The organism is Sporosarcina saromensis (genome assembly GCF_054901285.1).
This window is the reverse complement of the sequence record NZ_CM142738.1, coordinates 2,660,373-2,686,366: the sequence shown is the minus strand read 5'-3', so window position 1 is coordinate 2,686,366 and position 25,994 is coordinate 2,660,373. Positions and strand designations below refer to the sequence as shown.

The 25,994-nt window shown below is 46.3% G+C and carries 37 protein-coding genes and 1 tRNA gene; 31 read left to right on the top strand and 7 right to left on the bottom strand.

All coding sequences use genetic code 11. The features are described 5' to 3' along the window. The first annotated feature begins 57 nt into the window (after nucleotides 1-57). Nucleotides 58-1,503, top strand: a complete 1,446-nt coding sequence (locus ACVHUV_RS13620) for an alanine/glycine:cation symporter family protein (RefSeq protein ID WP_462084957.1) — start codon at nucleotides 58-60, stop codon at nucleotides 1,501-1,503. A gap of 96 nt (nucleotides 1,504-1,599) precedes the next feature. On the opposite strand, the gene ACVHUV_RS13615 is transcribed toward ACVHUV_RS13620, so the two are convergent. The 4 genes from ACVHUV_RS13615 to ACVHUV_RS13600 all read right to left on the bottom strand — a co-directional run bounded on the left by ACVHUV_RS13615 (nucleotide 1,600) and on the right by ACVHUV_RS13600 (nucleotide 5,353). Then, complete coding sequence (locus ACVHUV_RS13615) at nucleotides 1,600-2,565, bottom strand: polysaccharide deacetylase family protein (RefSeq protein WP_462084956.1); 966 nt, start codon at nucleotides 2,563-2,565, stop codon at nucleotides 1,600-1,602. Between the two features lie 164 nt (nucleotides 2,566-2,729). After that, nucleotides 2,730-4,001: an L-lactate MFS transporter gene (locus tag ACVHUV_RS13610; RefSeq protein WP_317944514.1), complete on the bottom strand. Its 1,272-nt coding sequence runs from the start codon at nucleotides 3,999-4,001 to the stop codon at nucleotides 2,730-2,732. 202 nt (nucleotides 4,002-4,203) lie between these two features. Next, entirely contained in the window at nucleotides 4,204-4,995 is a 792-nt protein-coding gene (fdhD, locus tag ACVHUV_RS13605) for a formate dehydrogenase accessory sulfurtransferase FdhD (RefSeq protein ID WP_462084955.1), read from the bottom strand. Between the two features lie 13 nt (nucleotides 4,996-5,008). Next, on the bottom strand, nucleotides 5,009-5,353 hold the full coding sequence (locus ACVHUV_RS13600; RefSeq protein ID WP_371389638.1) for a Na-translocating system protein MpsC family protein: 345 nt from the start codon (nucleotides 5,351-5,353) through the stop codon (nucleotides 5,009-5,011). Nucleotides 5,354-5,544: 191 nt separating this feature from the next. Here ACVHUV_RS13600 and fdhF point away from each other — a divergent pair, with 191 nt between their 5' ends. From fdhF to ACVHUV_RS13585, 3 genes are all read left to right on the top strand, one after another. Then, the gene (gene fdhF, locus ACVHUV_RS13595; protein WP_462084954.1) at nucleotides 5,545-8,553 is read left to right on the top strand and encodes a formate dehydrogenase subunit alpha; all 3,009 of its coding nucleotides are present in this window, start codon (nucleotides 5,545-5,547) and stop codon (nucleotides 8,551-8,553) included. A gap of 5 nt (nucleotides 8,554-8,558) precedes the next feature. Beyond that, a complete protein-coding gene (locus ACVHUV_RS13590; RefSeq protein ID WP_462084953.1) occupies nucleotides 8,559-9,041 on the top strand; it encodes a helical membrane plugin domain-containing protein in 483 nt (160 codons plus the stop codon). Between the two features lie 87 nt (nucleotides 9,042-9,128). After that, nucleotides 9,129-9,773, top strand: coding sequence for a YIP1 family protein (locus ACVHUV_RS13585; protein WP_462084952.1), 645 nt, complete (start codon nucleotides 9,129-9,131; stop codon nucleotides 9,771-9,773). A 51-nt stretch (nucleotides 9,774-9,824) separates the two neighbouring features. Here the strand turns inward: ACVHUV_RS13585 and ACVHUV_RS13580 are convergent, their stop codons facing one another. Beyond that, nucleotides 9,825-9,992 carry a hypothetical protein gene (locus ACVHUV_RS13580; protein ID WP_462084951.1) on the bottom strand — a complete coding sequence of 56 codons (168 nt, stop codon included), beginning with the start codon at nucleotides 9,990-9,992 and terminating at the stop codon, nucleotides 9,825-9,827. 139 nt (nucleotides 9,993-10,131) lie between these two features. Between ACVHUV_RS13580 and ACVHUV_RS13575 the strand changes: the two genes are divergently transcribed. The 20 genes from ACVHUV_RS13575 to ACVHUV_RS13480 all read left to right on the top strand — a co-directional run bounded on the left by ACVHUV_RS13575 (nucleotide 10,132) and on the right by ACVHUV_RS13480 (nucleotide 20,622). Beyond that, nucleotides 10,132-10,204, top strand: a tRNA-Arg gene (locus tag ACVHUV_RS13575). Nucleotides 10,205-10,349: 145 nt separating this feature from the next. Continuing rightward, entirely contained in the window at nucleotides 10,350-11,375 is a 1,026-nt protein-coding gene (locus tag ACVHUV_RS13570; RefSeq protein ID WP_462084950.1) for a tyrosine-type recombinase/integrase, read from the top strand. Nucleotides 11,376-11,437: 62 nt separating this feature from the next. After that, the gene (locus ACVHUV_RS13565; RefSeq protein WP_462084949.1) at nucleotides 11,438-11,911 is read left to right on the top strand and encodes a hypothetical protein; all 474 of its coding nucleotides are present in this window, start codon (nucleotides 11,438-11,440) and stop codon (nucleotides 11,909-11,911) included. A 268-nt stretch (nucleotides 11,912-12,179) separates the two neighbouring features. Continuing rightward, nucleotides 12,180-12,509: a helix-turn-helix domain-containing protein gene (locus tag ACVHUV_RS13560; protein ID WP_462084948.1), complete on the top strand. Its 330-nt coding sequence runs from the start codon at nucleotides 12,180-12,182 to the stop codon at nucleotides 12,507-12,509. Nucleotides 12,510-13,033: 524 nt separating this feature from the next. Next, nucleotides 13,034-13,423 carry a DUF7296 family protein gene (locus ACVHUV_RS13555; RefSeq protein ID WP_462084947.1) on the top strand — a complete coding sequence of 130 codons (390 nt, stop codon included), beginning with the start codon at nucleotides 13,034-13,036 and terminating at the stop codon, nucleotides 13,421-13,423. Between the two features lie 6 nt (nucleotides 13,424-13,429). Next, nucleotides 13,430-13,792 carry a DUF1642 domain-containing protein gene (locus ACVHUV_RS13550; RefSeq protein WP_462084946.1) on the top strand — a complete coding sequence of 121 codons (363 nt, stop codon included), beginning with the start codon at nucleotides 13,430-13,432 and terminating at the stop codon, nucleotides 13,790-13,792. Continuing rightward, nucleotides 13,789-14,100, top strand: a complete 312-nt coding sequence (locus tag ACVHUV_RS13545) for a hypothetical protein (protein WP_462084945.1) — start codon at nucleotides 13,789-13,791, stop codon at nucleotides 14,098-14,100. Before ACVHUV_RS13550 ends, ACVHUV_RS13545 begins: the two co-directional genes overlap by 4 nt. 68 nt (nucleotides 14,101-14,168) lie before the next feature. Beyond that, a complete protein-coding gene (locus tag ACVHUV_RS13540) occupies nucleotides 14,169-14,375 on the top strand; it encodes a hypothetical protein (RefSeq protein ID WP_462084944.1) in 207 nt (68 codons plus the stop codon). Beyond that, nucleotides 14,372-14,641, top strand: a complete 270-nt coding sequence (locus tag ACVHUV_RS13535; RefSeq protein ID WP_462084943.1) for a hypothetical protein — start codon at nucleotides 14,372-14,374, stop codon at nucleotides 14,639-14,641. Before ACVHUV_RS13540 ends, ACVHUV_RS13535 begins: the two co-directional genes overlap by 4 nt. Continuing rightward, nucleotides 14,638-14,970, top strand: coding sequence for a hypothetical protein (locus ACVHUV_RS13530; protein ID WP_462084942.1), 333 nt, complete (start codon nucleotides 14,638-14,640; stop codon nucleotides 14,968-14,970). Before ACVHUV_RS13535 ends, ACVHUV_RS13530 begins: the two co-directional genes overlap by 4 nt. Beyond that, complete coding sequence (locus ACVHUV_RS13525) at nucleotides 14,954-15,262, top strand: hypothetical protein (protein WP_462084941.1); 309 nt, start codon at nucleotides 14,954-14,956, stop codon at nucleotides 15,260-15,262. Before ACVHUV_RS13530 ends, ACVHUV_RS13525 begins: the two co-directional genes overlap by 17 nt. 163 nt (nucleotides 15,263-15,425) lie before the next feature. Next, nucleotides 15,426-15,845, top strand: coding sequence for a hypothetical protein (locus tag ACVHUV_RS13520; protein ID WP_462084940.1), 420 nt, complete (start codon nucleotides 15,426-15,428; stop codon nucleotides 15,843-15,845). A gap of 110 nt (nucleotides 15,846-15,955) precedes the next feature. Then, on the top strand, nucleotides 15,956-16,114 hold the full coding sequence (locus ACVHUV_RS13515) for a hypothetical protein (protein ID WP_462084939.1): 159 nt from the start codon (nucleotides 15,956-15,958) through the stop codon (nucleotides 16,112-16,114). Beyond that, nucleotides 16,111-16,596 carry a SprT family zinc-dependent metalloprotease gene (locus ACVHUV_RS13510; RefSeq protein WP_462084938.1) on the top strand — a complete coding sequence of 162 codons (486 nt, stop codon included), beginning with the start codon at nucleotides 16,111-16,113 and terminating at the stop codon, nucleotides 16,594-16,596. The genes ACVHUV_RS13515 and ACVHUV_RS13510 overlap by 4 nt, the downstream gene beginning before the upstream one ends. Further along, nucleotides 16,593-17,321, top strand: a complete 729-nt coding sequence (locus ACVHUV_RS13505; RefSeq protein WP_462084937.1) for a P-loop NTPase family protein — start codon at nucleotides 16,593-16,595, stop codon at nucleotides 17,319-17,321. The genes ACVHUV_RS13510 and ACVHUV_RS13505 overlap by 4 nt, the downstream gene beginning before the upstream one ends. Then, on the top strand, nucleotides 17,321-17,479 hold the full coding sequence (locus ACVHUV_RS13500; protein ID WP_462084936.1) for a hypothetical protein: 159 nt from the start codon (nucleotides 17,321-17,323) through the stop codon (nucleotides 17,477-17,479). Before ACVHUV_RS13505 ends, ACVHUV_RS13500 begins: the two co-directional genes overlap by 1 nt. Next, nucleotides 17,470-17,982, top strand: a complete 513-nt coding sequence (locus ACVHUV_RS13495) for a hypothetical protein (protein WP_462084935.1) — start codon at nucleotides 17,470-17,472, stop codon at nucleotides 17,980-17,982. The genes ACVHUV_RS13500 and ACVHUV_RS13495 overlap by 10 nt, the downstream gene beginning before the upstream one ends. Nucleotides 17,983-17,985: 3 nt before the next feature. Further along, a complete protein-coding gene (locus tag ACVHUV_RS13490) occupies nucleotides 17,986-19,335 on the top strand; it encodes an AAA family ATPase (RefSeq protein ID WP_462084934.1) in 1,350 nt (449 codons plus the stop codon). A gap of 39 nt (nucleotides 19,336-19,374) precedes the next feature. After that, nucleotides 19,375-19,602: a hypothetical protein gene (locus ACVHUV_RS13485; protein ID WP_462084933.1), complete on the top strand. Its 228-nt coding sequence runs from the start codon at nucleotides 19,375-19,377 to the stop codon at nucleotides 19,600-19,602. 42 nt (nucleotides 19,603-19,644) lie between these two features. Further along, complete coding sequence (locus tag ACVHUV_RS13480) at nucleotides 19,645-20,622, top strand: toprim domain-containing protein (RefSeq protein ID WP_462084932.1); 978 nt, start codon at nucleotides 19,645-19,647, stop codon at nucleotides 20,620-20,622. Between the two features lie 134 nt (nucleotides 20,623-20,756). Here the strand turns inward: ACVHUV_RS13480 and ACVHUV_RS13475 are convergent, their stop codons facing one another. Both ACVHUV_RS13475 and ACVHUV_RS13470 read right to left on the bottom strand, forming a co-directional pair. Continuing rightward, nucleotides 20,757-20,954, bottom strand: coding sequence for a helix-turn-helix domain-containing protein (locus tag ACVHUV_RS13475; RefSeq protein WP_462086915.1), 198 nt, complete (start codon nucleotides 20,952-20,954; stop codon nucleotides 20,757-20,759). Between the two features lie 59 nt (nucleotides 20,955-21,013). Further along, nucleotides 21,014-21,223 (bottom strand): helix-turn-helix domain-containing protein, encoded by a 210-nt coding sequence (locus ACVHUV_RS13470; RefSeq protein ID WP_462084931.1) that lies wholly within the window; start codon nucleotides 21,221-21,223, stop codon nucleotides 21,014-21,016. 177 nt (nucleotides 21,224-21,400) lie between these two features. On the opposite strand from ACVHUV_RS13470, the gene ACVHUV_RS13465 reads away from it, so the two are divergent. From ACVHUV_RS13465 to ACVHUV_RS13435, 7 genes are all read left to right on the top strand, one after another. Continuing rightward, entirely contained in the window at nucleotides 21,401-22,030 is a 630-nt protein-coding gene (locus ACVHUV_RS13465; protein ID WP_462084930.1) for an RNA polymerase sigma factor, read from the top strand. Between the two features lie 72 nt (nucleotides 22,031-22,102). After that, complete coding sequence (locus ACVHUV_RS13460; protein ID WP_462084929.1) at nucleotides 22,103-22,264, top strand: hypothetical protein; 162 nt, start codon at nucleotides 22,103-22,105, stop codon at nucleotides 22,262-22,264. Nucleotides 22,265-22,368: 104 nt separating this feature from the next. Next, complete coding sequence (locus ACVHUV_RS13455; protein ID WP_462084928.1) at nucleotides 22,369-22,854, top strand: hypothetical protein; 486 nt, start codon at nucleotides 22,369-22,371, stop codon at nucleotides 22,852-22,854. After that, nucleotides 22,851-23,009, top strand: coding sequence for a hypothetical protein (locus ACVHUV_RS13450; RefSeq protein ID WP_462084927.1), 159 nt, complete (start codon nucleotides 22,851-22,853; stop codon nucleotides 23,007-23,009). Before ACVHUV_RS13455 ends, ACVHUV_RS13450 begins: the two co-directional genes overlap by 4 nt. A 313-nt stretch (nucleotides 23,010-23,322) precedes the next feature. Continuing rightward, entirely contained in the window at nucleotides 23,323-24,087 is a 765-nt protein-coding gene (locus ACVHUV_RS13445; protein WP_462084926.1) for a hypothetical protein, read from the top strand. A gap of 49 nt (nucleotides 24,088-24,136) precedes the next feature. Further along, on the top strand, nucleotides 24,137-24,526 hold the full coding sequence (locus ACVHUV_RS13440) for a PDDEXK-like family protein (protein WP_462084925.1): 390 nt from the start codon (nucleotides 24,137-24,139) through the stop codon (nucleotides 24,524-24,526). Then, the gene (locus tag ACVHUV_RS13435) at nucleotides 24,527-25,828 is read left to right on the top strand and encodes a hypothetical protein (RefSeq protein WP_462084924.1); all 1,302 of its coding nucleotides are present in this window, start codon (nucleotides 24,527-24,529) and stop codon (nucleotides 25,826-25,828) included. It begins immediately after the preceding gene. Nucleotides 25,829-25,994: the final 166 nt, after the last annotated feature.

Sequence of the window (25,994 nt, the reverse complement as noted above, 5' to 3'; positions counted from 1 at the left end):
AATATAAGATTCATAAGTTAGTCGCAAGATCAGTACGTCATGAAATGGGGGAATTGAATGGAGAACATTGTCAATGGATTGAATGCAATTTTATGGAGTACGCCTGTCATTTACATTCTTCTCGGTGTGGGGCTCGTATTTTCTGTGTTGACTCGATTTTTGCAAGTGCGGCATATTCGAGAAATGGTTAAGCTCATGTTTAAAGGGAAAAGTTCTGCAGCAGGTGTTTCTTCGTTCCAAGCGTTATCGATCGCCTTATCTGGGCGGGTCGGTACAGGGAATATTGCAGGTGTGGCGACAGCAATTTTTTATGGAGGCCCAGGAGCGGTCTTTTGGATGTGGGCAATTGCGTTTATCGGTGCATCCAGTGCGTTCGTAGAGTCTACGCTTGCGCAAATTTACAAAGTGAAACAAGACGGCCAATATCGTGGAGGCCCTGCGTATTTTATTGAACGTGGCATCGGTTGGAAATGGTTTGGCATGCTGTTTGCCATTGCAGCTTTAATTGCGATGGCGATACTAATGCCAGGGGTGCAATCAAATTCCATCGCTGCAGGAATGGATAATGCATTCAATATACCACCATGGCTCACGGGCATCGTCATTATATCGTTATTAGGTTTTATCATTTTAGGTGGCGTGAAACGAATTGCTTCAACGGCACAAATACTTGTCCCTTTCATGGCGATTGGCTATATGATTTTTTCGATTGTTATAATCGCAATGAATATACAACTTCTTCCTGAAGTAATTGCATTAATTTTTAAAAGTGCTTTTGCGTTAGATTCTGCTTTTGGTGGAATCATCGGGATGGCGATTATGTGGGGAGTTAAACGCGGGGTATTTTCGAATGAAGCAGGTCAAGGGACTGGTGCACATGCAGCAGCGGCGGCTGAGGTTTCCCATCCGGCAAAACAAGGACTTGTGCAAGCATTCTCGGTTTATATTGACACACTCTTCGTTTGTTCTGCAACCGCTTTCATGATTCTCTTTACTGGTATGTATAACACGCAAACGGAAGATGGGAAAGGTTTTATCGTGCATAATTTGGAAGGTGTGGAGCAAGGACCTGGCTATACGCAAGCAGCAGTCGACAGTATTCTACCCGGATTTGGTGCAGGTTTCGTAGCGATAGCATTATTCTTTTTCGCCTTTACAACGATTATGGCGTATTACTACATTGCAGAAACGAACATCGCTTACTTGTTCCGCAAACGGAATACAAAATCCGTTATGTTCATTTTAAAAATTGTTATTTTGATTGCAACTTTTTGGGGTACCGTTCGAACAGCTGAACTAGCATGGGCACTTGGTGACGTTGGTCTTGGCATTATGGTATGGTTGAACGTCATAGCAATTGTAATTTTAGCTAGACCAGCATTGCTAGCATTAAAAGATTACGAGCAACAAAAGAAACTGGGGTTGGATTCCGTATTTGATCCTAAAAAGCTCGGGATTAAAAATGCAACATTTTGGGAGAACTATAAAAAAGAAAGTGAGTAAGTTTGCAGAATAGCAATAAAGGAAAAGTGGATTGAACAGACTCAATCACACTTTTCCTTTTTATTTGGAGAGTACGTAATGACCTTATCGATATTCTCATGGAATAAAATTCTTTGCAGATTCGGGTGTTTCCATCCTTTGTTCACTGAGTAGATTAGAAACTGTCCCGATGGATAATCCTTTTTCTTTAATGCGTCGAATCATTTCATCCATCCCTTCGGCAGTCGGTTTTGTCGGATGCATGAGAACCATCGAACCATTTTCCACTCCATTTACGATTTTATTTACCATAGGAGCCGTTTCAGGTTGCTTCCAGTCAACCGTATCGATTGTCCATAAAACTGTATACATGTCTAACTGACGAGCAACGTCGACTGTTTGCTGGTTGAAGCTTCCACTTGGTGGACCGAACCATTTGGGTTTAACACCGATTGTTTCTTGAATGACTTCATTCGTTTTGTGGAGTTCTTCTTTTGTTTTGTCGAGCGACGATTGAGCTAAATCAGGGTGGGTGAAAGCATGGTTGCCAATTTCGTGCCCTTGAGCAAAAATCATTGTTGCCATTTCAGGATTATTTTTTGTCCAACTCCCGTCCAAGAAAAACGTTGCTTTTACGTCATGTGTTTCCAGTGCTTTCAGGATGGGTGGGATAAATTCATTGCCCCATGCGACGTTAATTAAAAAAGCGACCATCGTTTTCTCTGGATTTCCTTTAAAAATGGGGGAGGGCGGTAAATCAGCTAGTGTAACAGCAGGTCGTTCTTCTTTATAAATGAGTAACTCTTTGTCGAATTGATTCGCAGAAGCCATTTGTTTGAAACTTTGATCGACATCGATGAACAGACCATTGTAACCAGGTATTGCTTTCCAAACGCGATCAATGACTGCGTCAATTGGTTGTTCATTATGTGTTTCTGCGTAATCTTTTATCTTCTCGTGTAAGGTTTGCTGATTTTTACTGACAGGAATCGTAAGTTGTTCTGTTGTAGACGGTTTAAAACTTGTTAAGGAGATGAGGAGGCTGCCTAATGTTAAGCAAACTAAAAAGAGTAGACGTTTCATATCGTTCTCCCTCTATGAATTTTGCTTTAGGAATGCCCAAGTTTGTGCGGAAAATACATATGATAAAAATAAACCAAACTTCAACAAATTCCGTTAAAGTTTGGTCGGGATGATCCTGTGATCGCTTACATTTTTACTTAAGTAGATTGTTCAAAGTTGAAAACTTAAAGATTTTTAACAGGTTGCATACCTTTTGCCGTGATTTCTTTTTGATTCGCTCTCACTCTCTTAATATCCACTTGTATTAAAATTGAAATGATTAACGCGACTGCAAACAAACCGGCAAAAAATAACAGACTGCTTTCGTAACTACCCGTCGTATCTTTCATCCAAGCTGCAAACATCGGACCTGCAATTCCTGCAGCCGACCATGCGGTTAAAATGTATCCATGGATTGCTCCGAGTTGCTTCGTTCCGAATATGTCACCGATGTATGCAGGGATACAAGCAAATCCTCCGCCGTAACATGTGTAAATGACAGCGAGCATGATTTGGAAAAACAGTGCATTTGTCGTGAAAGGCAATAGAGCAAACAAAATAATCTGGATGGCAAAAAATGTTGTATACGTATGCGGCCTACCAAGATAATCGGAAATAGACGCCCAACCTAATCGACCAGCCCCATTAAAGAGTCCCAACACCCCAACAAGTGCAGCCGCCTGAATCGTTGTCATGCCGATACTTTCGATGGCTAGCGGTTTAGCAGCAGACAAAATGGCAATGCCGCACGTTACGTTAATGAACAACATGAGCCACAAATAATAAAAACGCTTTGTCTTTACGGCTTCGTTTGCTGTGAGCTGTGCTAAATCGGTTTTTGGTTCCACTTTTCCACTCTTAAGTTTCGCATCATATCCTGCTGGCAACCATCCTTCTTCCGGTTTTTCAAGATACAATGAGGAGAGAATCATAATGATAAAATAAGATGCACCGAGAATGTAAAAAGTATTTTGTAGTCCTACAGAAGTAATGAGTGCTTCCATGATCGGACTACTAATTGCCGCGGCAAATCCGAAGCCCATAATAGCTAGTCCCGTTGCAAGTCCGCGTCTATCTGGAAACCACTTTACGAGCGTTGAAACAGGTGCAATATAACCGACCCCTAAGCCGATTCCCCCTAATACACCATAGAAAATATAGAGTAGCGGGAGCGAGCCTGCGCTAACTGCAACACCTGCACCCATGACACCAATCCCAAAACAAATCGCCGCAAACAATCCGGCTTTTCGGGGTCCATACTTCTCCACGAAATGTCCAAGGAATGCTGCAGACAAGCCTAGAAATAGAATTGCTAAGCTGAAGGTCAACTGCACTTGACTTGTGGACCAACCGAATTGTTCAATGAGCGGATTTGTAAAATTACTCCATGCATACACCGATCCGATGGAAATGTGGATCCCGACTGCAGATGCGGCGATCAACCATCTGTTCTTCACTTTTTTACCTTTCAATTGCTAACTCTCCCTTCGGAATGAATCATGTGACATCGTTCGCTCCTGAAGTGTTTGTTTTATGAAAAAATGATACTCTATGAAGTTTGATGTAGAATTCTTGTAGACAGGAGACATAATTCTGTCACATTTCAGACATCGTACCACCAAGAAACTCATTTGTCACGAACAATTTTTAGAGAGTTTTTTATAGTGTGTGAATTCGTTCAGGGTGCGTATATACATTAAATGATTGGCCGCGAATGAAGCCAACTGCTGTAATACCTAACTCGTCTGCTAGTTGAATTGCAAGTTCAGTCGGTGCGGATTTGGATAAAACAATCTCACAGCCGATTTTTGCAACTTTCAGCAAAATCTCTGAAGAAATGCGGCCGCTGAAGACGATTACTTTGTTACGGACTGAAATTGAATTTTGGATACAATGTCCATAAATCTTATCCAGTGCATTATGTCTTCCAATGTCCATGCGTGTCACCGAAAATCCATCTGTATCACACAGCGCTGCAATATGCACACCACCTGTTTGATGAAACAAGTCTGCTTGTTCATTTAAAGTTTTCATGAGTTGAAAGCAATGTGCAGGTTGGAGTGTCACTGTTTGTTCAGTCATTTGTTTCGCGGTTAGCGCATCATTAGCGAATACAAATCCTTGTCGACTCATGCCGCAGCAAGAGGTAATATACCGCTTGTTTTGCAGTTGTTCGAAGAAGGGAAAGGTTTTGCTCGTCGTTACATGCACGATGCCAAGAGCTTCATCCACACGAATGTCTTGAATGTCATTGTAATCAATGATGATGCGTTCAGAGGCAAGGAAACCGATGACCATATCCTCAATAAACTCAGGGGTGCAGACGATGGTCAATAATTCTTTGCCATTCAACTTTACTGTAACAGGAAATTCAGTCGCAATCGTGTCTTCTTTCACTTCCCACTGGCCATTTGTAAAGCGCCATATTTGTTGTTTATGTGTCTTTTCCATCGATTTGCCTCCTTCATTCGATCGTTCTGTCAAATAAAAATACTGAAACGGCAATGTCATCTTCGATTTTAATATCCGAAAACAAATGGACAAATTTAGCACCTACAACGTCTTCCAAGCCTTCAGGTGGAGACTCCAAATAGACTTCTTGAATCATTTTGGTTCGTGCCATATGGATCATCTCTTTTCCTTCGGTTGTTCGGGCAATGAATTTTTCCGTCGGTGTCAAATTGCCATACAATGTGGAGATGACCATATTGTCGACAAAAATGGTATGAATGCGATCCGGACCTTTTCCGAATAAATCTTTTCGTAGTTTACGGATGATTGCATTGAAATCATGTACTTGCTTGGACATGAATCGTACTCCTTTTCTAAAATATAGAATACTCACTCAATAAATTTTTAAATGCATTGTATTTTCAAATTATATGGACTATAATACTACTAACGATGATGCTAGAGTACGAACCTGCTGTAGCCTTATCATGTCATTACTTTACATTTGGATCGGTTATTTAGCAAGACCTGCTAGGAGACTCTTCCACCATGACGCAATCCCACCTGCCTATCAGGTGTGTTTTGTCATGGTGGTTTTTATTTTGCAAAGGAGGCGTTAACGTGTTCATTAACATTGATGGCGTCAAGTATCCGTTTACGGAGGGCATGACGATCTTACAAGTAATTAATGCGCTGAAAATCGAACATCCGCAAATTTGTTACTTGCCTGAAGTGGACCCAATCGAAACATGTGACACGTGTATTGTCGAAGTAAACGGAAGCTTGACACGTGCGTGTTCAACAAAAGCTGAACCGGGGATGCACGTGTTGTTAGCATCAACACGAGCGAAAGCTGCACAAACGGAAGCGATGGATCGTATTTTGGAAAATCATTTGTTGTACTGTACGGTGTGCGACAACAACAACGGGAACTGTAAAATACATAACACAGTCGACATGATGGGCATTGAGGAACAGAAGTATCCTTATGAGCCGAAGTGTTCAAAAGACAGTGTGGATTTTACACATCCGTTTTATCGTTACGATCCAAATCAATGCATTGCATGTGGGCAATGTGTAGAGGTTTGTCAAAATTTACAGGTGAATGAAACACTAAGTATGGATTGGGAGAGGGAGCGACCGATCGTACTGTGGGATGGCGGCGCTAAAATCAATGATTCATCCTGCGTAGGGTGCGGTCATTGTGTGACGGTCTGTCCGTGTAATGCCTTAATGGAGAAATCCATGTTAGGAGAAGCGGGTTTCATGACTGGCTTAAAAGACGAAGTGTTGAGTCCGATGATTGAACTCGTTAAAGATGTTGAGCCGGGCTATAGCGGTATTATGGCGATTTCGGATGCGGAAGCAGCGATGCGTGATACCCGAACAAAGAAAACGAAGACGGTTTGTACGTTCTGTGGTGTCGGTTGTTCATTTGAAGTGTGGACGAAAGACCGTAAAATCCTTAAAATCCAGCCTGTATCTGAAGCGCCTGTAAACGCCATTTCGACGTGCGTGAAAGGGAAGTTCGGTTGGGATTTCGTGAACAGCAAAGAGCGGATTACGACACCATTAATCCGACAAGGGGATTCGTTTGTCGAAGCGACATGGGAAGAAGCGTTAGATCTCGTAGCAGAACGATTAGGGACCATTCATAAAGAGAATGGCGAAGACAGTATCGGCGTCATTTCATCTTCAAAAATTACGAATGAAGAGAATTACGTCATTCAAAAATTGGCAAGGCAAGTGTTTAAAACGAATAATGTCGACAACTGTTCCCGTTATTGTCAGTCACCCGCAACCGATGGACTTTTCCGGACAGTCGGTATGGGTGGAGATGCCGGTACAATAAAGGATATTGCTAGCGCTGGTCTAGTCATTATAATTGGTGCGAATCCGGCAGAAGGTCATCCTGTACTGGCAACTCGTGTGAAACGTGCACATAAATTGCATGGCCAAAAATTGATTGTCGCAGACTTGCGCAAGCACGAAATGGCCGATCGTTCCGATATTTTTATCAGTCCGAAGCAAGGGACTGACCAAGTATGGCTTATGGCTGTAACGAAATACATGATTGACAAAGGCTGGCATGACGCTGCATTCATTCAAGAGAACGTCAATCATTTTGGTGAATTCAAGGAAGTGCTGAAGAAGTACACGCTCGATTTTGCGGAGCATGTAACTGGGGTATCCAAAGAAAAGCTCATCCAAACAGCCGAAATGATTCGCGATGCTGATGGAACGTGTATTTTGTGGGGAATGGGTGTCACGCAAAATACAGGCGGTTCGGATACGTCTGCCGCTATTTCCAACTTATTACTCGCAACAGGCAACTACCGTCGACCAGGTGCAGGAGCTTATCCACTTCGCGGGCATAACAATGTGCAAGGTGCTTGTGATATGGGGACGCTGCCAGGTTGGTTGCCAGGTTACCAACACGTTACAGATGATGCAGCTCGAGCGAAATTTGAGCGTGCATATGGGGTGAAAATTGGGGATCGACCTGGGAAAGACAACATTCAAATGTTGCATGCCGTAGACGAAGGCATTATGAAAGGCATGTACGTTGTCGGGGAGGATATGGCACTTGTGGATTCCAATGCGAATCATGTCCATGATGTGTTGTCCAAACTGGAGTTCTTAGTTGTACAAGATTTGTTTTTCTCACGCACAGCGCGTTATGCAGATGTTATTTTGCCTGCCGTCCCTTCATTGGAAAAGGATGGAACCTTTACAAATACGGAAAGACGGGTCCAACGGTTGTATAAAGCGTTACCAGAGTTAGGTGATGCGAAAGCGGATTGGTGGATCATCCAAGAAGTGGCCAATCGTTTAGGAGCAGACTGGAATTATTCACATCCAGGAGACATTTTTGCAGAGATGGCAAGTTTGGCACCACTGTTCAGTCAAGCGGACTATACGAACCTAGAGGACTGGGACAGCTTTTTCTGGGGAAGTCATGATGGCGCAAGTACGCCACTCTTATATACAGATGGTTTCAACTTCCCGGATAAAAAAGCGCGTTTTGCATTGTCCGATTGGGTAGAACCTGTCGTGTATTCCGATGAATTTGACTTGCATATTAACAACGGCCGGTTGTTGGAACATTTCCATGAAGGGAACTTAACGAACAAATCTGCAGGAATTCAAGAAAAAGTTCCTGAAATATTTGTCGAAGTGTCACCACAACTTGCGAAAGAACGAGGTGTCGTCAGTGGATCGATGGTACGACTGATCTCTCCACATGGCGCATTACGCCTACCGGCACTCGTTACAGATCGCGTGAAGGGCAACGAGTTATTTTTGCCGATGAACTCTGTCGAAAAAGAATCCGCCATTAATTTCTTGACGGGGACAGCAGTAGACCAACGAACGAATACACCTGCTTTCAAACAAGCGAAAGTGAGAATGGAAGTGTTGAAAGAACGAGTGGATAATCCATTGCCTGCAACAAACCACCGAAACAAAAAACGCCATCCGCAAGACGGGGTAGAAGTGGAGCGCAAATGGGCACGACCAGGCTATGCGCATCTTACCGATCACGTGGAGAAAGGGTGAGTTAAATGGCTGCTCCAATTACGAAAATCAAACGGGTCGAACTGACACCCGAACAACAGCAACAAGCTAAAATTCAAGAACTACAAGCGGTTATCGCCGACCAACAAGAATCGATGAATAAGATTCTTGAACTGACAGCCGAGTTGGACAAAGCGGGTGTTCTTGATGCGGTAAATGCCATGGTAAAAGCAAAGGATGAAATTGCTGGAATCGCGGTGTCACAAGCATCACGCGAACCTGTTACGAATCTATTAAACAATATTATGAACATGACCGGCATTTTAACTACCATTGACCCTGAAGTGACTGAGAAATTGAAAAAGAGTGTATCAAGAGGAGTGCAAGAAGCGGAGTTATTTGAAGGGAACAATGATAAAGTATCAATCTTTCAGCTAATGACTGCACTTAACGACCCTCACATTAATCGGTCCATTAAATACGGATTGGATTTTCTCAGAGGAATGGGTAAAGGACTGGATGACAACTAATCTCAGTTTTTTATGAAACTATATTACGATCTATTCGTATAAGCTAATAGAGAAGTACATATAGTTTCAAAAGAGAGAGGGTATAAAATGGTTACAATTGAACAACAAAATGGAAACGAACAAAAACCGCTTAACATTTGGAAATCGGTTTGGCTGCATCCTCGGCAAACGGCACGCTATCTTTATGAAAACAAGACAGTCAAGTTTGCGCTGATTTTTGCAATGATTTCAGGTGTTTTTAATACGTTAGATCAAGCTTCTGGTAATGATGTCGGAGACTCGATGTCAATAGGTATTATTTTCTTGTTGTCGCTAATTTTAGGTCCAATAGGAGGGCTACTCTCCTTATATGTCGGAGGCGGCATATTGCATCTGCTATCAAAAATGTTCCGCGGCAGTGGAGAGTTCCGTGCGACAATGATGGCGGTAACGGTTTCCAACGTTATTTTCATAATGCTTGGTGTATTATGGATCCCTGATTTGCTCATTATCGGGAACGGGATGTTCACATCTGATTATGAGTTTTCTATTTTACAAGCGATATGGCTGTTTATTTCTGTCGCTATCACAGCTGTCGTTACGGTCTGGTCAGTAGTGGCTCTCGTAGCTGCGCTTGCAGAAATGCATGAAATGGCGACCTGGAAAGCAGTGATTGTGGTACTTTTACCAATCACGGTCATTACAATTATTATTGTGGCGATTGTAATGGTATTCTTACTTTCTACATTCTAATAAAAGAAGTAAAATAGCCATCCAGCGAAGTACGCGTCCGCTGGATGGCTATTATTTTTGCTTGTTGTGTTTTCGTTGCTCTTCTGCTTTTTGATACGTATCCTTCAGCGCTTCCCGATAATCACCGAGGGTCGCAAATTCGTTAGCAGCCTCAGCTGCCATCTTATTACGCATCCGAATCTCGTTGCGCTTCGTTACTTTGCGTTCAACACGATCCATAACTTTTCACCCCAACTGTCATTTTGCATGTAGTGTGGGTTTGTGTTTGATAAAATATACGTGGAGAAAAAGTAAGGGAGTGAAGCAAAGGGATTGCTCCTTGGAAAGACATTTATTATAATAGGAAAGTACTTATTTTGTCTCAGTAGCTCAGGGGATAGAGCAACAGCCTCCTAAGCTGTAGGTCGCAGGTTCGATTCCTGCCTGGGACGTTATCGCTCTACAAATCGCATTACACCGCGGTTTATTAACGATTCGTCACTCGTTGACTTAGAGGCAGTGTCACGCAGATTAGCGCGTAAGCCGTATGTCTTGTTTCGGCGGAATCCGTGTAACATTAACGGAGGTGTAAACGCGTTGAAACGTACTTTTATTGGCAAACGATTCGAAGGCATGTACGGCGAACCTTCGAACTCAAACGAAACACTTGACGAAGCACTAAACGCTTTTATACACGCAAAGGAAGCGGAGGGTGTGCGGCCGCGCACGGTCGACAATTACCGCGAGCATATTCGTTATTTATCCGAATATCTGCGAACTAAACTCGGTTGGCGCGACATACTTGTGAACGACTTGTCGTCGGAGGTTATTCGCGGCTATATAACTTATTTGCGGACGGAGAAACCACGCTACGAAGGCGCGGAAGGGCGCCAAGACACGCGAATTGGGTTGTCCGTCAATACCATCAATATACGGCTACGAACATTGCGTACAATGTGTCGTTTTTGGGCGAGGGAAGGTATCACGGAGCATAACGCGATGGAGAACGTTAAGAACGTAGTCGGTGACACATACGAAGAAGTTCCAGGCATTTCGGATGATGGGATAGATCAATTAATTGCGTCCTATGACGTCAATAACTTCGCAGAATGGCGCGACAAGGTACTCGTTATGCTACTGCTAGATACTGGATTGCGGATTGCCGAGGCGGTCAGCTTGTCGGTAGATAACGTAGACTTTCGACTGAACACAGTATACGTGCCGTCGCAAGTCGCTAAGAATCGACGTATGCGCGAAGTACCGTTAAGCCGTGAAGTAGCTAAGTTATTGCGCCAACTACACGAAGAATCCTGCGGCTATTTCGGTGATTCGCCGTATATATTTCATAACGCATATGGAGAACCATTCACGGCTGGCGCGTTTAGGACTCGTTTGAATAGACGTAAGAAACGTTTAGGATTCTCGCGCCTAAGTCCGCACATGTTTCGCCACACTTTTTGTCGCAATTACCTGCTGAATGGCGGCGACTTGTTTACGCTACAAAAGATCGTGGATCACGCGGACATTGAAACGACGCGAAAATACGTTCAGATGGAAACGGAGCATGTTCGCGCGCAACACAATAAATATTCACCAGTTAAGCGGATATTGAAACGCCGTTAATATATTGATAAGTTTTCAAATAATTGGTACGATAAGTATATACGAATATAGGAGGTAACTTCATGAAAAAACCGATTTACAAGCGCTGGTGGTTTTACTTGGTAGCGTTTATAGGTCTGACTGCAATACTAGGCGCAATAGGTGCGGCAATGGACGACGGCACGGCAGCGGAGCCGGAGAAGCCCGTAGCGCCGCAAGCAGAAGCCGTAAAGACAGTAGAGGAACGGATCGACGCATTAGAGCTTAAACGCGTGTCAGTGTCGTCCATAACCGACAATAACGACGTAGTATTGCCTTATTTGGTTTACGACGCAACGGGCGGCCACAAGTCGTCTGTGCGCGTCATCACGAAATACAGCGACGCAATTGCGGGAGAGCTAACGCAAGACGCCGACATTAGCGAATTGACCATATTTTGGGAACTGCCCGGCATAATGAAGGAAGGCGCCGGCAATGTCGCGAAGTTTACGTATACGCGCGTTGAGGATAAGTTAGTACACGCCGAAACGTGGCTTGCGCCTGCCTTGCGTGAATAGCCGCGCATCTATATAGGAAGTAACACGACCCTACGCTTAATTGCGCGGGGTCTTTTTTTTGCGTTTATGGCGTAGGTCTTTAGGTTCATTTACGCAAATAACTCCGCACTTGTCGATTTCAAACGATATAGCTAGTAAGGAGGTGCAAACGGGATGACACTATTTGGCAAGGCGGTAATTGCGGTTTACTTCGCAGTATCGGCATACTTCGTGATTAAGGCGTACATTGGCGCGCTGAACGATGAAAGAGCGTAAGGAGGGCGGTAAGATGACGCAAGAAGAAAAACCGGTCATAGATTTTCGCGAGCGTCCGTTCTTTCTAATGACGCGCGATGTAGTCGATAAAGACACGGCGCTCCAAAAGCCGGTGGACATTGCGGTGTACGCGGTACTATGTATGTTCGCGGACAACAACGACAAAACATCATACCCGAGCGTCGAGAAGATTGCGCAAAAGGCAAGATGTAGTGAGCGTGTGGCTAGGCGTTCTTTGCAGGCGTTGAAAGACGCAGGTTATATCGACATTAGAAAACGGACGGACAAGCGAGGTTTTCAAGCATCGAATCAATACGTATTACTAGACGTAGCCCTGTCGTAATTGACAGCCCGGCACTGTCGTTTTTGACAGCCTCGGGGTGACAGAAAGGACAGACTAACTATACTTACTGTTATCTATACTTATAGTTAACTAAACTAAAGATAGCGCGCAAAGGGAAAAGACAAGATCAAGACCGTTGCTCGGAAACAAGTTTCCTCGCTATCTATCTATTAAAAGATACACGCAATCATATCACTGGCGCGCCAAGTCTTTTAAAAGAATAAAAGAAAACTAAAGCAAAAGAAAGCGGCGGCCCGGCGGCACCACGCGCCCGTCCAACGCAATTCAAACGAGCGGAGTACGCCACGACGAATCAATTACGATTCCGAGCGACGACTAATAGGTTCACGCCAAGACGTTGAGTTGCGTTTGATGGGCGTGTAAGCAAGGTACTCTATTGCGCTGTCATTTTACGTCGCACACGCCGTTCTAGCGCTTTAGGGTATAAACACATAGGGGCGTCATTACAAGCGCAAATACACGGTGAAAACACACGATAAACATACAAAGGAGTGGACGAAGTTATGACAATCGAAAAAGATACTAATTTTTACGAGTACCAGCAGAATAACTCAGGCGGAGGCTTCGACGTTGATGATAAAATTTGTCATCGCGTACTCATCGAAGCAATTTCGGCAGAAGATGCGGACGAGAAAGCGCAGGAAATGGGTATATACTTCGACGGGGTTGAGAGGGGAATTGACTGTGATTGCTGTGGAGATAGGTGGTACTCGGGGACGCAAGCGATGTCTGGTGTATGGTCATTTAATCCGCGGGTAAGTACGGCGGATAAATTTGAAAATAATATCGTATTGTATGCGCAGTATCATGCGGATGAATGGGGATGGACAATTCCTGACGCGAGGATATTCTACGCGGATGGGTCTGTTAAAGAAATCTACATGAAAGAGTGAGGCGGAATGACAATCGAAAAAGTAGTAGTACCGCGCGAGGTTGCGGAGGCGGTCGAAACATTACGCAAGAGAGGTTATACAGATTACAGCGTACTAGATGACGTAATAAGTACGCACGGCACACGTAATGGCAACGTAATTAAGGCGTGGCTGTACGATACTAAGACTGAAATGGATGTATTGATGCGCGCACTAGTCGTCGGATACACCGTAGAAAAGACGTCGGAAGAAAAGGTGCGCGATTATTACAAAAGAATAAAAGATGAATACGACAGTGATCGACTTTCATTCGACTTGGGGATTCTAACTGGCGTAAGTAGGACGCTCGATATTCTTGACATTAAAATCGAAGGAGTGAACGCGGAATGACAAAACGCATCGTAACAATCAACGATACAAACTATCGCCTAGCCCTTGACGCGGACAATATTCAGATTGAGCAGCGGGTAACGGTCGACCCAACGAAATCGCCCGCATTTAACCCGGCAAAACACGACACCGCAATACGCCAGGAATGGCGCAGCATCGGCAAGTACTATACGTCAATACCGGCGGCACTCGAAGGCGTGCTAAAACACGCAATGCACAGCGGACCGGACACGGACGTACGCGGACTGCTCGCTGAATTACAAGCCTTTCGCGCGGAGTTAAACGCGTTGTGGGCTACGGAGGTATAAACGCTAGGGCAGGCGGCTAGGCGCGCTAAAACAATGGCGCAAACGCTTTTAAACAAGGAGGTAACGTTATGCAAGCAATAAATCCGGGCGAAACGTATTTAATCGACGGGAAGGCGCACAAAGTCATTACGGCGGTTGCGTCTATGGGGCGCACACATACCGGGCGTATTGCGCTGTCCGAGCCGAAATTCATACTCGAAGATATTGCGACGGGCGAGCGCTTATGTATTGCGGAAAGCGTATTAAGAGCGAGGTTAAAGGAGGAAACGGAATGAGCGAACCAATTACCGTGCCGACTGAATCACGAGATGTTGAAGTTAGTTCGCGTCAACAAGCAATCCGTATGATTTGCGCAACGGCATACGCACTACAACTCACCATCGAGGAACTACGCGAACATGATGAAATTCAACGATTGGCTCAACACTATGGAATTAACACCGACGATATTAGAACCCGCGCGAATCTTGACCGCGAGGCTGCGGAATGTCACGGGTACGTAAACGTATACGAATTTAAAATTGGAGGGGAATCGGAATGAGTGATCGATTAACGCAGGAAAAGATCGAGGAAATCCGCAAGCGGGCGGAGGATGCTGACGGAAATATCCTTGAAGATGTAAGAGTCATGGCGGCGAGGGACATGTTGGCGCGCGAGGACATTCCCGCACTACTTGCGGAGGTTGAGCGATTGCAAGAAGTTTTAACTGACTTGGCTAATTACGGAACGCGCCATGACATTACGCCGACGATTGGCGGTCGAATACAAAGCTGCGTCGATGTGAGCGGCTTCTATGAATACATGCGAAGTATGGATGAATCAGTAAGACGACGGGCGAAGGAGGCGCTAAGGAATGACGGCGAAGGATAAAGTTCTTATATATGACGCAGAAACTTCGAAAGTAGTGGCGACAATTAGCGTAGAGGAATATCACCGTTTACTTGCGGAGAATGAACGATTGAAATACGCAGAACAAGCGCACGAAAGGTGCTTTAAAGTCGCAAGAAGTAGGCAGGCGTATATAAACGAGTTGCACACGTCTTACGAAGACATGACGTCAATTGCGCTATGGGCGACGCGCAGACTCGCGAATCAACAGCATAAGGACTTCGCATATGACGCGATTGAAAAGAACTTGGGGACGGAGGTTGAGCGGGTATGATTAAACGGTTAACATGCGTCCATCATTGGAGGACTGTTAAAGTCTACGTATTCGGTGGACGCGACGTTTATGGGTGCGTAAAATGCGGATCAATACGTAGGAAATGGTCGTACGATTACGCAGAGTGGCGCTTCAAGCGTGAAATGAAAGGAGATACATTCGAATGTCAGCGAAGCCTAAACTAGCACCAGCGAAAGACTGGCGCAATCGTCCGCTAGAAACTTGGAATGTCAGCAGCTTTTGCGCGTACCTAACGGACAAGCACGTCGCCATGTTCGGCATACCCTACGCACCAATGCGCGGCTGGCGGACGGAGCAAGGCATACTAGGCGTACTGATCGGCACGCAATCGCGCAAGGAACCGCGTCCACGCACGGCAAGCAATGCGGCGGTCAAGCGCTTCATTGACGATACCTTTGCGTCCTACAAGCCAACGCGCGAATGGCCGGGCACGTCGTTCGGATTTATGTGGACGTACCGCAAGCACGAATGGCAGCGTATCTTAGCGGAAGAAATGGCGCAGGAAAGGCGTAAGGCACACGCAGCCCAAGCGCAAGATTATGCGGAATATGAAGGATGGTGAGCGGAATGGTCACGCTAATAATAGTAATAATTACCTACGTAGTACCTGCGGTGTTTACGTGGATTCTCATTCGTAGATTTTGCGTTATTAGTAGGCAGGAGCCGGAAGTTTTGGACATATTCTCAGTATTCATCCCGTTCGTTAATATCGTGACAATTCCAATTGCAATTAGTGCGACTAATCGTTATTTACCAGGCAAGCGGAGTGTTACTGAAATGTTCTTCGGAATAAAGAAAGACGATTACTGGCGAAAGGGGGACGCGGAATGACGCTAGATCAAATAACGGAATACGCACGTGAGTTCTTACGCAATAGTTACGGTATGGAAATGGTTGAACCGATCAAGCGGAATAATCGACTCACGCGGTCAATGGCGCGTTATGTGTATTACGGCGAAGAAGAATCGCACATAGAAATAGCCGGCTTTATGTTAAAGTATGCGGCAGATTGCGTTATAAAGGCAGTAATACGACATGAATGCGTTCATTACGCAATGCACCGATTATGTAGACCGTTTGACGACGGGCAGGCAGAGTTTGAAGCGGAATTAAAGAAGCGTGACGCGCCGTCAACTGGATTACTAAAGGTCGGAGAATTCTATGATTGCGAATGTTCTAAATGCGGAAGCAAGTGGGACAGCGATTGCCCGAGACTATTGCGTAATCCAACGAAATACGTAAGCGTGTGCTGCCGCGCAAAAATAGAAGTCGGAGAGGTACGTATATTAGACGGAACGGAGGCGTTAAAATGACGTGCATACTAAACGACTACAAACGCGGCGGCTGTAAGTCTTGCGCGCCGCACTGCCAGCACGCGATAGCCTTAAACGGCTTAAACGGTAACGGCGGACGGGTTGGCGTGTCGGGACTGCCCGCGGAATATCGCGGCATTACGTTAAACACGTCGCCCGCGCGCAAGGATCAGCGGCAAATTTACGAAACTTTGACCGAGCGATACGTGCCGACATTCGAGCGGCAGTTTGGTGATAGCCCGCGCATTAAGTCGCTCTACCTTTGGTCGGAATCGCCCGGCACCGGCAAGACAACGACGGCGAGCGCGCTACTTAATGAATGGCTTATTGCGAGCTATCTAGGGGCAATTAAACGCGGCATGCAGCCCGCGCAGGTGAGCGCAATATTCTTTGACGTGAACGCCTTTCAAACGGACTACAACCTCGCGACAATGACGTCAGACGAAACAGGCATGAAGCGGCTGGCCGAGCGCATTAAACGCGTACAGCAAGCGCCGTTTGCCGTGCTTGACGACATTGGCATAAGGGGAGCTACGGAGGCTTTTCGCGCGTACTTGCACGCCGTCATTAACTACCGCGTGACTAACGGACTGCCGACGGTATATACGTCCAACTTGCCAATGGCGGACTTAACTGGCGTATTTGATGCGCGGCTTTACGACCGTATACGCGATCAATGTATCGACATGCACTTCACTGGCGCGTCAAAAAGGGGGCGGCGATAATGTTGGAAATGATTGTGTGGATTGCAGCAATTCTCGTAACTATTAAAATCGCGTACGAAATCGGCAAGCAAGACGGTTATAACGTAGGCTATCGCGAAGGCTATCGCTACGCGGCGCAGTTTTGGCAAACGAAAGGGAGGCGCAATATATGGCAATGATCGAAAAAATAAACTTTGGCGATATCGTAACGGTCGAGGACTACGACGGCTATTACTTCCGCGTGACCGGCAGACAAACGCAAATATTCGAATATGAGAACGAACCGACGGAAACCGAGTACATGCTCGACTTGACTTGCGCGCACACGGAAAGGTTAGTGCTTGCATATATCGAGGACGTTACGCTCGTCGCAACTAAAGACGAAGCCGACGCATTCTTAGCGGACAAGCCAGCGCCCGAAAAGTACGGCGGCGGTATTTCCGTAATGTTTGCGCCGTGGTTCGGCGGCGAAGACGATAATAGAATTACCGTAAATATACCACTCACGCCCAAGTCGCGAGCAACGTTAGCGGCGATACGCGAGGCGCGCATTGACGTACTGCTAGATGAATGGACGGACAATGCGACGAAGGCACGGGCGGTAGGTGACGAAGACGGCTTCTATGCGGCGCGTATTGGCGAAATTGAGGCGGAGATTATAGCTATAAAGGACGGTGACTAACGAATGGAACACGCAAAACTACTGCTTAATCGCGTCATAGAGGAAAACGCATACGACATTCTAACGCGCTATAACATTACGCTCGACGACATGCCTTCGGAAGTTGACCGCAATACTTACCGTTTCATACAGGAATATGCGTCCAGGAACGGAGGGCAAGCGCCAAGCTATGCGCTAGTCACGACGGAAGTGCCGGGCTACGAATATATACCAGGCGTGACCGATCATTACGAATACCTTGCGCGCGAAATTAAGAGAGAAACCGGCAGACAAATAGTCGCTAGTTGGTTTGCGGAAGGAAAGTTTGAACGAAATCTTAACGAAATGTCTATCGAAAGTTTCATAAATGATTACTTGCAACCGGAGCTTGAAAAGGTTAAACTAAGAACAAGCGTTCGAACTAAGACAGGAACGGACATTAAAGCGGACGGCTCGAAATTCTTAGACGAATATATTGAACGCAAGGAAGGTCGTTCGTTCAAGTTATGGAAGTCTAAGTTTCCGCTAATTAACGGACAAATAGGCGGCTATTTCAGCGGTAATATGTATACGTGGTACGGTCGTTCAGGGCGCGGTAAATCCGTATTTACTATGGAAGAAATAATCGAGGCAGCGTTTCAAGGCGCAACTGTGCTTGTTTGGGCGATGGAAATGTCGCGCTTCGAATGGATGGCGCGAGCCTATTCGACAATCAGCGCACGAGTCAGCGGAACAATCGAGAAAATAGACGGCGTAGACTATGAGGTTGGTTTCGAAAATAGAGCGCTGCTATCCGGTAAATTATCGGAAGGTTACGAAGAAGGTTTGCGCGTATTCATAACGAAGCTCGCAAACGGAGAAATCCTACCCGGTAATATCATCTTGCGTGCGGCGGACGACAGCGACTTCCTAGAGCGTGATACAAGGCAATTACACGCGGATATTAAAGCGACTAAAGCTGATGTAGTTCTAGTAGATCCGATATATTTAATGGACTTTGACGCAAATACTTCGAAGGTGGCAGGCGGTGACGTAGCGAATACTTCCAAGCGCATACGGCGTATAGCAGGCTCGGAGAAATGCGTCATTCACATCGTAACCCAGGCGGAGGAAACTCGCGAAGACACTGACGAAGAAGGCGACCGACTTCTATGCGCCCCTAAACGCGCGGAAATTAAGAAGACGAAGAGCGTGCTAGAGGACGCGGCGAATACTTTCGGAATTGACTCGTTAAATGGCGAAGGAATTATCGAAATAGGTAAGGGACGTAATGGCGGTGAAGGCACGAAGATCAACGTATTATACTTGCCAAACTACGGAATTGTGCGTGAAATGGAAACAGGCGAAGCTATTGCGGCAGAGTTCGATTTTTAAGTAGTAGACAAAAACTGTGAAATCAGAAGGGTGATCAATATGTCTAAATATAAGTGCGTAATACCAATGGTACTTGAGGTTGTGGATGATGACGGGTGGCGCGTTGAGAATGAGCATACGGCAATCGAAGAAGGAAGCATATGGGAATTGGATAATAGTGATTACAGATTCGTAGGTGATAGTGATTCGATTCGCTTAGAGGATGAAACTGGAAGGTGGATGGAAATACAAAGGGATGACTTTGTCAATCACTTCATTGCGATGTGACACAGTACGTCCAAACTACGCAATAAGAAAGGAGGCAGACGCATGGCACTAATAAACATACGCAACCAAACGCTCAACATCGACATCACCGAAGAACTATCCGTATACGACTTCGGCTACCAAGCGGACTGGCGCGCGGACAAGCTAATTGCACGCTCACCGTTCCGTGACGACAACAAGCCGTCATTCTACGTCCACCTCGACGGGCCACACGCAGGCACTTGGGGCGACAGCGGCAGCGGGCAAAAAGGCGGCTTGCTGGCACTACTAGCCGAATTGCGCGGCGAGTGTGAAGCGGACGTAGCGGACTATTTAACGGCCAAATACGGCGCGCCAACGAAAGCCGGCGAACCGATCCGTATTATTGCGCCGCAATTAACGACGCGCCCGACGTACAAGCAACCGCAACCTATTACGCAAGCAGTAAGCCCGTATCTACTAACGCGTGGCATCACTGCGGAAGTACAGCGCCTTTACGCGGTAGGCTACAGTGATTCCGCGCCAGGCTTTACGGCGATTCCGTGGTATACGCCGCAAGGTCGTTTAGCCAACGTTAAATACCGCAGCACGCGCGGCAAGGACTTCTTTTACGTCAAGGGCGCGACACCTATTGCTGATTTAGTATACGGACTGGACGTAATAAACGAATCGCGTGAGGACATGGCGGTACTTTGCGAAGGCGAGATTGACGTCATGTCGTGGCGCGTATCCGGAGTACCTGCAATTGCGGTAGGCAGTGCGTCCATAAGTCCCGCGCAAGCCGACGCAATCAAGCGGTCGAGCATACGGACTTTAGTATTAGGAGGCGACAATGATGAGGCGGGGCAGCGCCTTAACGCTAAGGTACGGGCGCAGTTAGCGGGGCAGTTAGCGTTGTGTGCGATAGATTACGGCGACTGTTCGGACGCAAACGAGTATTTAATGCGCCACGGGACGGACGCCTTACTACAATTGTCAAACTTTTCCGTGTCAAAATTGCGTGAAAGAGCTATACAAATCGGAAGCGTTTCAGTAAAATAAGCGTTAAGCGGCTAGGCTTGGCGCGTTTGTCGAATTATGGAAGAAACGTCTTTACTTTGCGGAAAAATCACGCTATGATAGTAAACAAAACGTTACCTTGCTGACGGACGGCATGACACCGCCCACGACTCGGATCACTGCGCGTTATAGACGTAGAGGTCATCGAGCGTGCAGTGCAAGGCAATCGCAAACTTTACCATCGTAGTAACGTTCATTAAGCGTCTATCATTCTCGTAGGCCGAGATAGTTTTAGCGTTAATGCCCGTGCGCACTTCGAGGTCGTGTTGCGTATAGCCGCGCGCAGTCCGAAGGTCGTATAGCTTACAGCGCAGATTAACGTTGATTACCGCCCACCTCCGCGGATAATTTTACCATTAAAAAAGACGCCTGGCTAGGCGTCAGTGTCGCGGATTACTTCGACTACTCGCTCGATGGATAAGTCCAAGTGATTGCAGATGCGCGCAATATGTTCCAATTTAACGGATTTATCGTTATTGAGCGCGACAGCTACGTTAGTTGATAGTTTTAATTCGATAGTTAGCTGCTTGATCGAGCGTCCTTTCGAATCTAAATAGCGTCGTAATGGCGCGTAAGTAAACATCATATTCACCTCCTAAAAGAATTATACCACAAATGGTTTGACTTTATCAAACGTCTATATTATAGTTACTAGTATATTCCGAAGTCAGCTAGTAAAAATAAATATTTTAAAAGTTTTTCAGATTTTACTCCGCACTTTGGATTTACAAACGATATAACTAGTATAGGAGGTATTTACATGACAATCAACGCAGCAATCAAGCAGTATCAAGCGACCGGTTGCGAAGTCGCGTTCGCAGAAATCTACGCACACATTTACGAAGGAGGGCGGGCGGTAGTAAGGAAGTTCTCGCGCCGATACAAATTGGACGAGCTGGACGTAGAATCAATGATTAATAGTAAGTTGCTAGACATTGCGACCAAGTTCGACGGTTCGCGAGGCAAGTTTAAAAACGCAGTGTACAGCGCTGTAAGGCTCGGATGCATCGACCTAGTACGCCAACAAACTAGGCGCGCCAGCTATGAAACGGAAGTTATGTACGAAGACGACGAAGGAAATGAGTTCGAACTGTACGAAGTATTGCAGGTTGCGCCAACAACCGGCGAAGACGATATTTTAACCGAAATACAAAAAAAACACGATCAGCGCCAACTGACCGCGTTTCTCTTATCGCAGGCTGACCAACAGACGACCAAATCCGTATCAGCCTACTTGCTAACAGACTCTTACCGACAAGCAGCCAAGCAAATCGGAAGTACCGACAAAACTGTAAAGACACGCATACGTAAACTCGCGCAATACTACGACCGTAGTAAGTTCGGAGATTATTACGACTATTTAAGTGTGCCTACGCAACATGTCGGCTAGTCTGCAATTTCCTTTACGATTATAGCACACACCGATTAGCTAATACAACTAAATTACAGGAGGTTACTTTCTATGTTTATATACGGATTACATTACGAAAAAGATTCACATGCGGAAAATAAACGCAACTTAGACGAAACTAAGTTAACATATGCGGACTACCACGGGAATATACCGGCGGATGACGACATTGCCGATTATTACCGTCCGCTGAAAGGAGTGCGGATTGCATGACGGTCGACACGCGCAAAATGCGGCCATACGCTTGTTCTGAACATGCTAAGGTACGCGCCGAGGAAAGGCTCGGAATACCGCGCAAGGAAGCGCATAGCCGATTAATGCAGCTTATGCAAACGGCAGTCTTTCAAGGTAATGACGGCGCAGGACGTATCTACGATCATCACAAGACGCGCACACGCATGATACTTTCTGCGGATAAAGACGTAATTATTACAGTATATTCGATGGACACTGTGAAGGGCGCGCCAACGACGCAAAGCGGACTATTCACCGGCGCAATCAAGGCGACGATCGAGCGCGAACTACGCAAAGCAACCGTAAATTACCGTCGTGTTTATAGACAGTATACCCACCGTTTGGCGGACGTAAACCTCGAAATTGCGACTTTATTTCGAAATAAAGTGCGATGCAAACATCCGGGCACGCAAGCAATTATACAGGCGCAAATAGACGTACTGGCGGACGAAGCAAAGGCGATACAAAACGCAATGGCGACGCAAGAAAGTGAGTACCGCGCGGTGGAAACGGAAGCAATGACGTACTTGGGAGGCGCAATAGATGACGAAATGGAGGTGACGATGTGAAAAACGAAGTTAAATCGGAATTAGATGAGTTAGTACTTAAATTAAAACGGATTATTCGCGATGAAACTGCGCAAATGCACGCAGATTTGGAGATTAGGGAGGCGCACGATCTACGTATTGAAATCCGCGAGTATATCGCAAGTAAATTAATTTAAGCCGGCAACTTGCGTCGGCTAGTGCGTGTGATAATGCGGCAGTCCGGGCAAGTAGCGGACGTAAGACCCCTATTGCGCGTACTAGCGGGCGCAGGTAGTAGCGTCGGTAAAATAGCCGTGTCCTTAACGCTTTAATGCGGTCATCGTTTGACTGCGCCATCTGTGGGGGTAGCGAGGGCATCGCGAACGGCTATTAGACGCACACTTGACGCACCGGCGGGCATGGCGCAATAGGCGGCGAAAGTTCTGAACGGAAGCCGAGCGCACCTAATGCGCGTGCCTACTAAATTATAACGAAAAGGGGACGTTTATATTGACGCAAAATCAATTCTTAGTCGGAGCAGAAGCAGACGCAGTAGTAGAATCAGCGGATAACGGCGGTAACAAGTCCGCATTTACATCGCTTAAATCAGGAACATCGTTGAAAGTCAAAGTCATCGGAATGAAAGATTACTTTCTGTTCTACAGTTACGGAATTTACGAGCGTATCGACTCTTTCGTGGCAGAAAAGCCGTCCAAAAAGACCGCTAAAGGATTTCCTACTGCCGACTTAACGCCGTGGGATAAGGCCTGGAAATATCACAAAGATTTATCGCAGGACTGGAGCGACGAACACGGGCAGGAAGCTTCGAAGTACCGCGCTAAAGCAAGATACGCTATGGGATTCTTCGACTTAACAAAAGGAGAATCTATTGCGATTGATTTATCGAAGAAGCAACATGAAGCTATCAAGTCTATTATCGAAGACTACGAGGAAGATATAGAAGGATTAGCGTTCACAATTAAGAAGAGTGGGAGCGGAACATCTACAACCGTCAGCTTAACTCCGATTATAAACTTAGACAAAGGTTTAACGGAGGATGAACGTAAGAACTTCGCCGACGCACCTACAAGTATTGACATGACGCAATTCTTCACGGCACCATTCTTCGCTAACGAAGAAGAGCAAGTAAAGCTACTTACGCAAGCAGGATTTGACGTAAGTTTGATCGGCTACAGTGCAGCATCGGCGCAAGCGGGCGCGGCTGACGACGCAGACGCAGACGCAGAATCGGATTCGGACGACCTCCCATTTTAAGGGGAGGCGTTCATTTCCCGCAAATATAACGGAAAGGAAGGCGGACAAATTGGCGCATGAAACACAAATTACAGGCGCAATCAGCGAGCTAACGGCTGCATCGCTGCTTATGACGCAGCTTGGCTACGAGGTCGCAAAGCCGCTGGTGCCGGAGGTCTACGATTTCCTTGCGCGCGACCCGTTAAACGGCGTTGTTTACCGCGTGCAGGTCAAAACGCTTCGCAAACGCACCGACCGCGACAATGCGCTCGTAGTCTATGCGCGCAAAGGTAACGGCGAGCCATACACAGCGGACGAGGTTGATTTAATAATCGGAGTTGACGGCGATCGTGCTTTTATGTTCGATTGCGTGGGTCTTTCCGAGTACTGGTCGACTGAAATGACGGCGCGCAAGCGTTGGATTACGTTAGAAAATACTACGGAAAAGGCGGCGGTATAAATGGCGAAATTAAACGGTGTAAAAACGTTAGATATGGTGAACGGTGAAATCACGAAGATTGCGTATGACGGTGCGGAGTATGAGAAGGTTGTAAGACCGAAAGTAGGAGATATTTGCGAAGTTGTCAATGCGTGGGGGACGGTTGAACAAGGAGAGTTCCACGTAGTAACTGAACTTACGGAGTCTTGCGGTAAAAGATTCACCTATATCGGGGAACACGTTAATTACTACGTGGATGGCTTCAATTATTTCCGCAAAGTGTCCGCACAAAAGCCGCAACTAGACGAGCGTGTGACTGCGCTGGAAAGTCGTGTAGATGCGCTTGAAGGCAAGGATAACGCGCCGGCCGAGCCTACGATTTACAAAACGGTCAAACGCCACGCAAAAGTGGGCGAGCGGATTTTGATCGTAGACGCTACGCTAACTGGCGGAGAGTACTCGAATGGTGACGTTCTTACGGTAAAGGAAGCGGACTTATGGCGGATGGCGGGTGGCGGAGGTACTGTCCGCGTTGAAGAACACGGACGCCGAATCTATCCGGAAGAATACGAAGTAATCGTCGAAGATAGTGCGCAAGCCACACCGCAAAAGCCCGCACCAGCGCAAGAAATCGAATACAAAGGCGCAAAATATACGCTAGTTGATCGCAAGGCGCAGGCGGGTGATGTCGTTTATGTAACGAAGGAAGCTAAAGGAACCTTAGCGATTCCAAATGACGCGTATTACTTAGTTAATAAGGACGGGAAAATTGACGCCGTGCCAAGTTACGGAGGTAGTTACGAAGTTTACGCGGAATATACTGACCGCACGGAAGCGAACACACTCGTATACGCCCCTGCGGAGCTGCCGAAGGAATTACCGTTAAAAGTCGGTGATTATGCGAAAGTTGCTCACGTAAACAGAGAGCGCAATACGAAGTATGACGTAGGGACAATCGTACGGATCGTCAAAGTAGACGGTTCCAAAGTCCCTTATATGGCTCACGGACTAGATTCTAAGAGTTCTCGATGGTTTACTGCGGAAGAACTTACGACTGCGACCGAAGAAGAAGTCGCCAAAGCGAAACGCGACGCAGTATTCACGGAGCTAGGACGCAAACCTGGCGAATTTAAGAAGGGCGATATTGTGCGCGTACTCCGAGACGATGACTTCCCTAGATTAATCAGTAAAGTAGCGGAGGTAAGTCGTCATTACGGAATTGGAGGCGGAGGTAACGTAGAGCTAGCCAATGAAGGCGCAGTTATTTTAGGTAAAGACGTAGAACTAATCGCGCCAGTCGAAAGTCGGTTAGACGCAAAGTGACGAACACTTGCTACTGCAACGCGCAACTAGACGTAGACGACGCACACACGGACGCAATTTACGACGAGCATACGCAACGCTACTTCTGCTCGTCGGATTGCTTCTACGATTGGGCGGACGCGAATAATGACGTAGTAATTGCGTTTTATGAGAGGATGAATGTGAC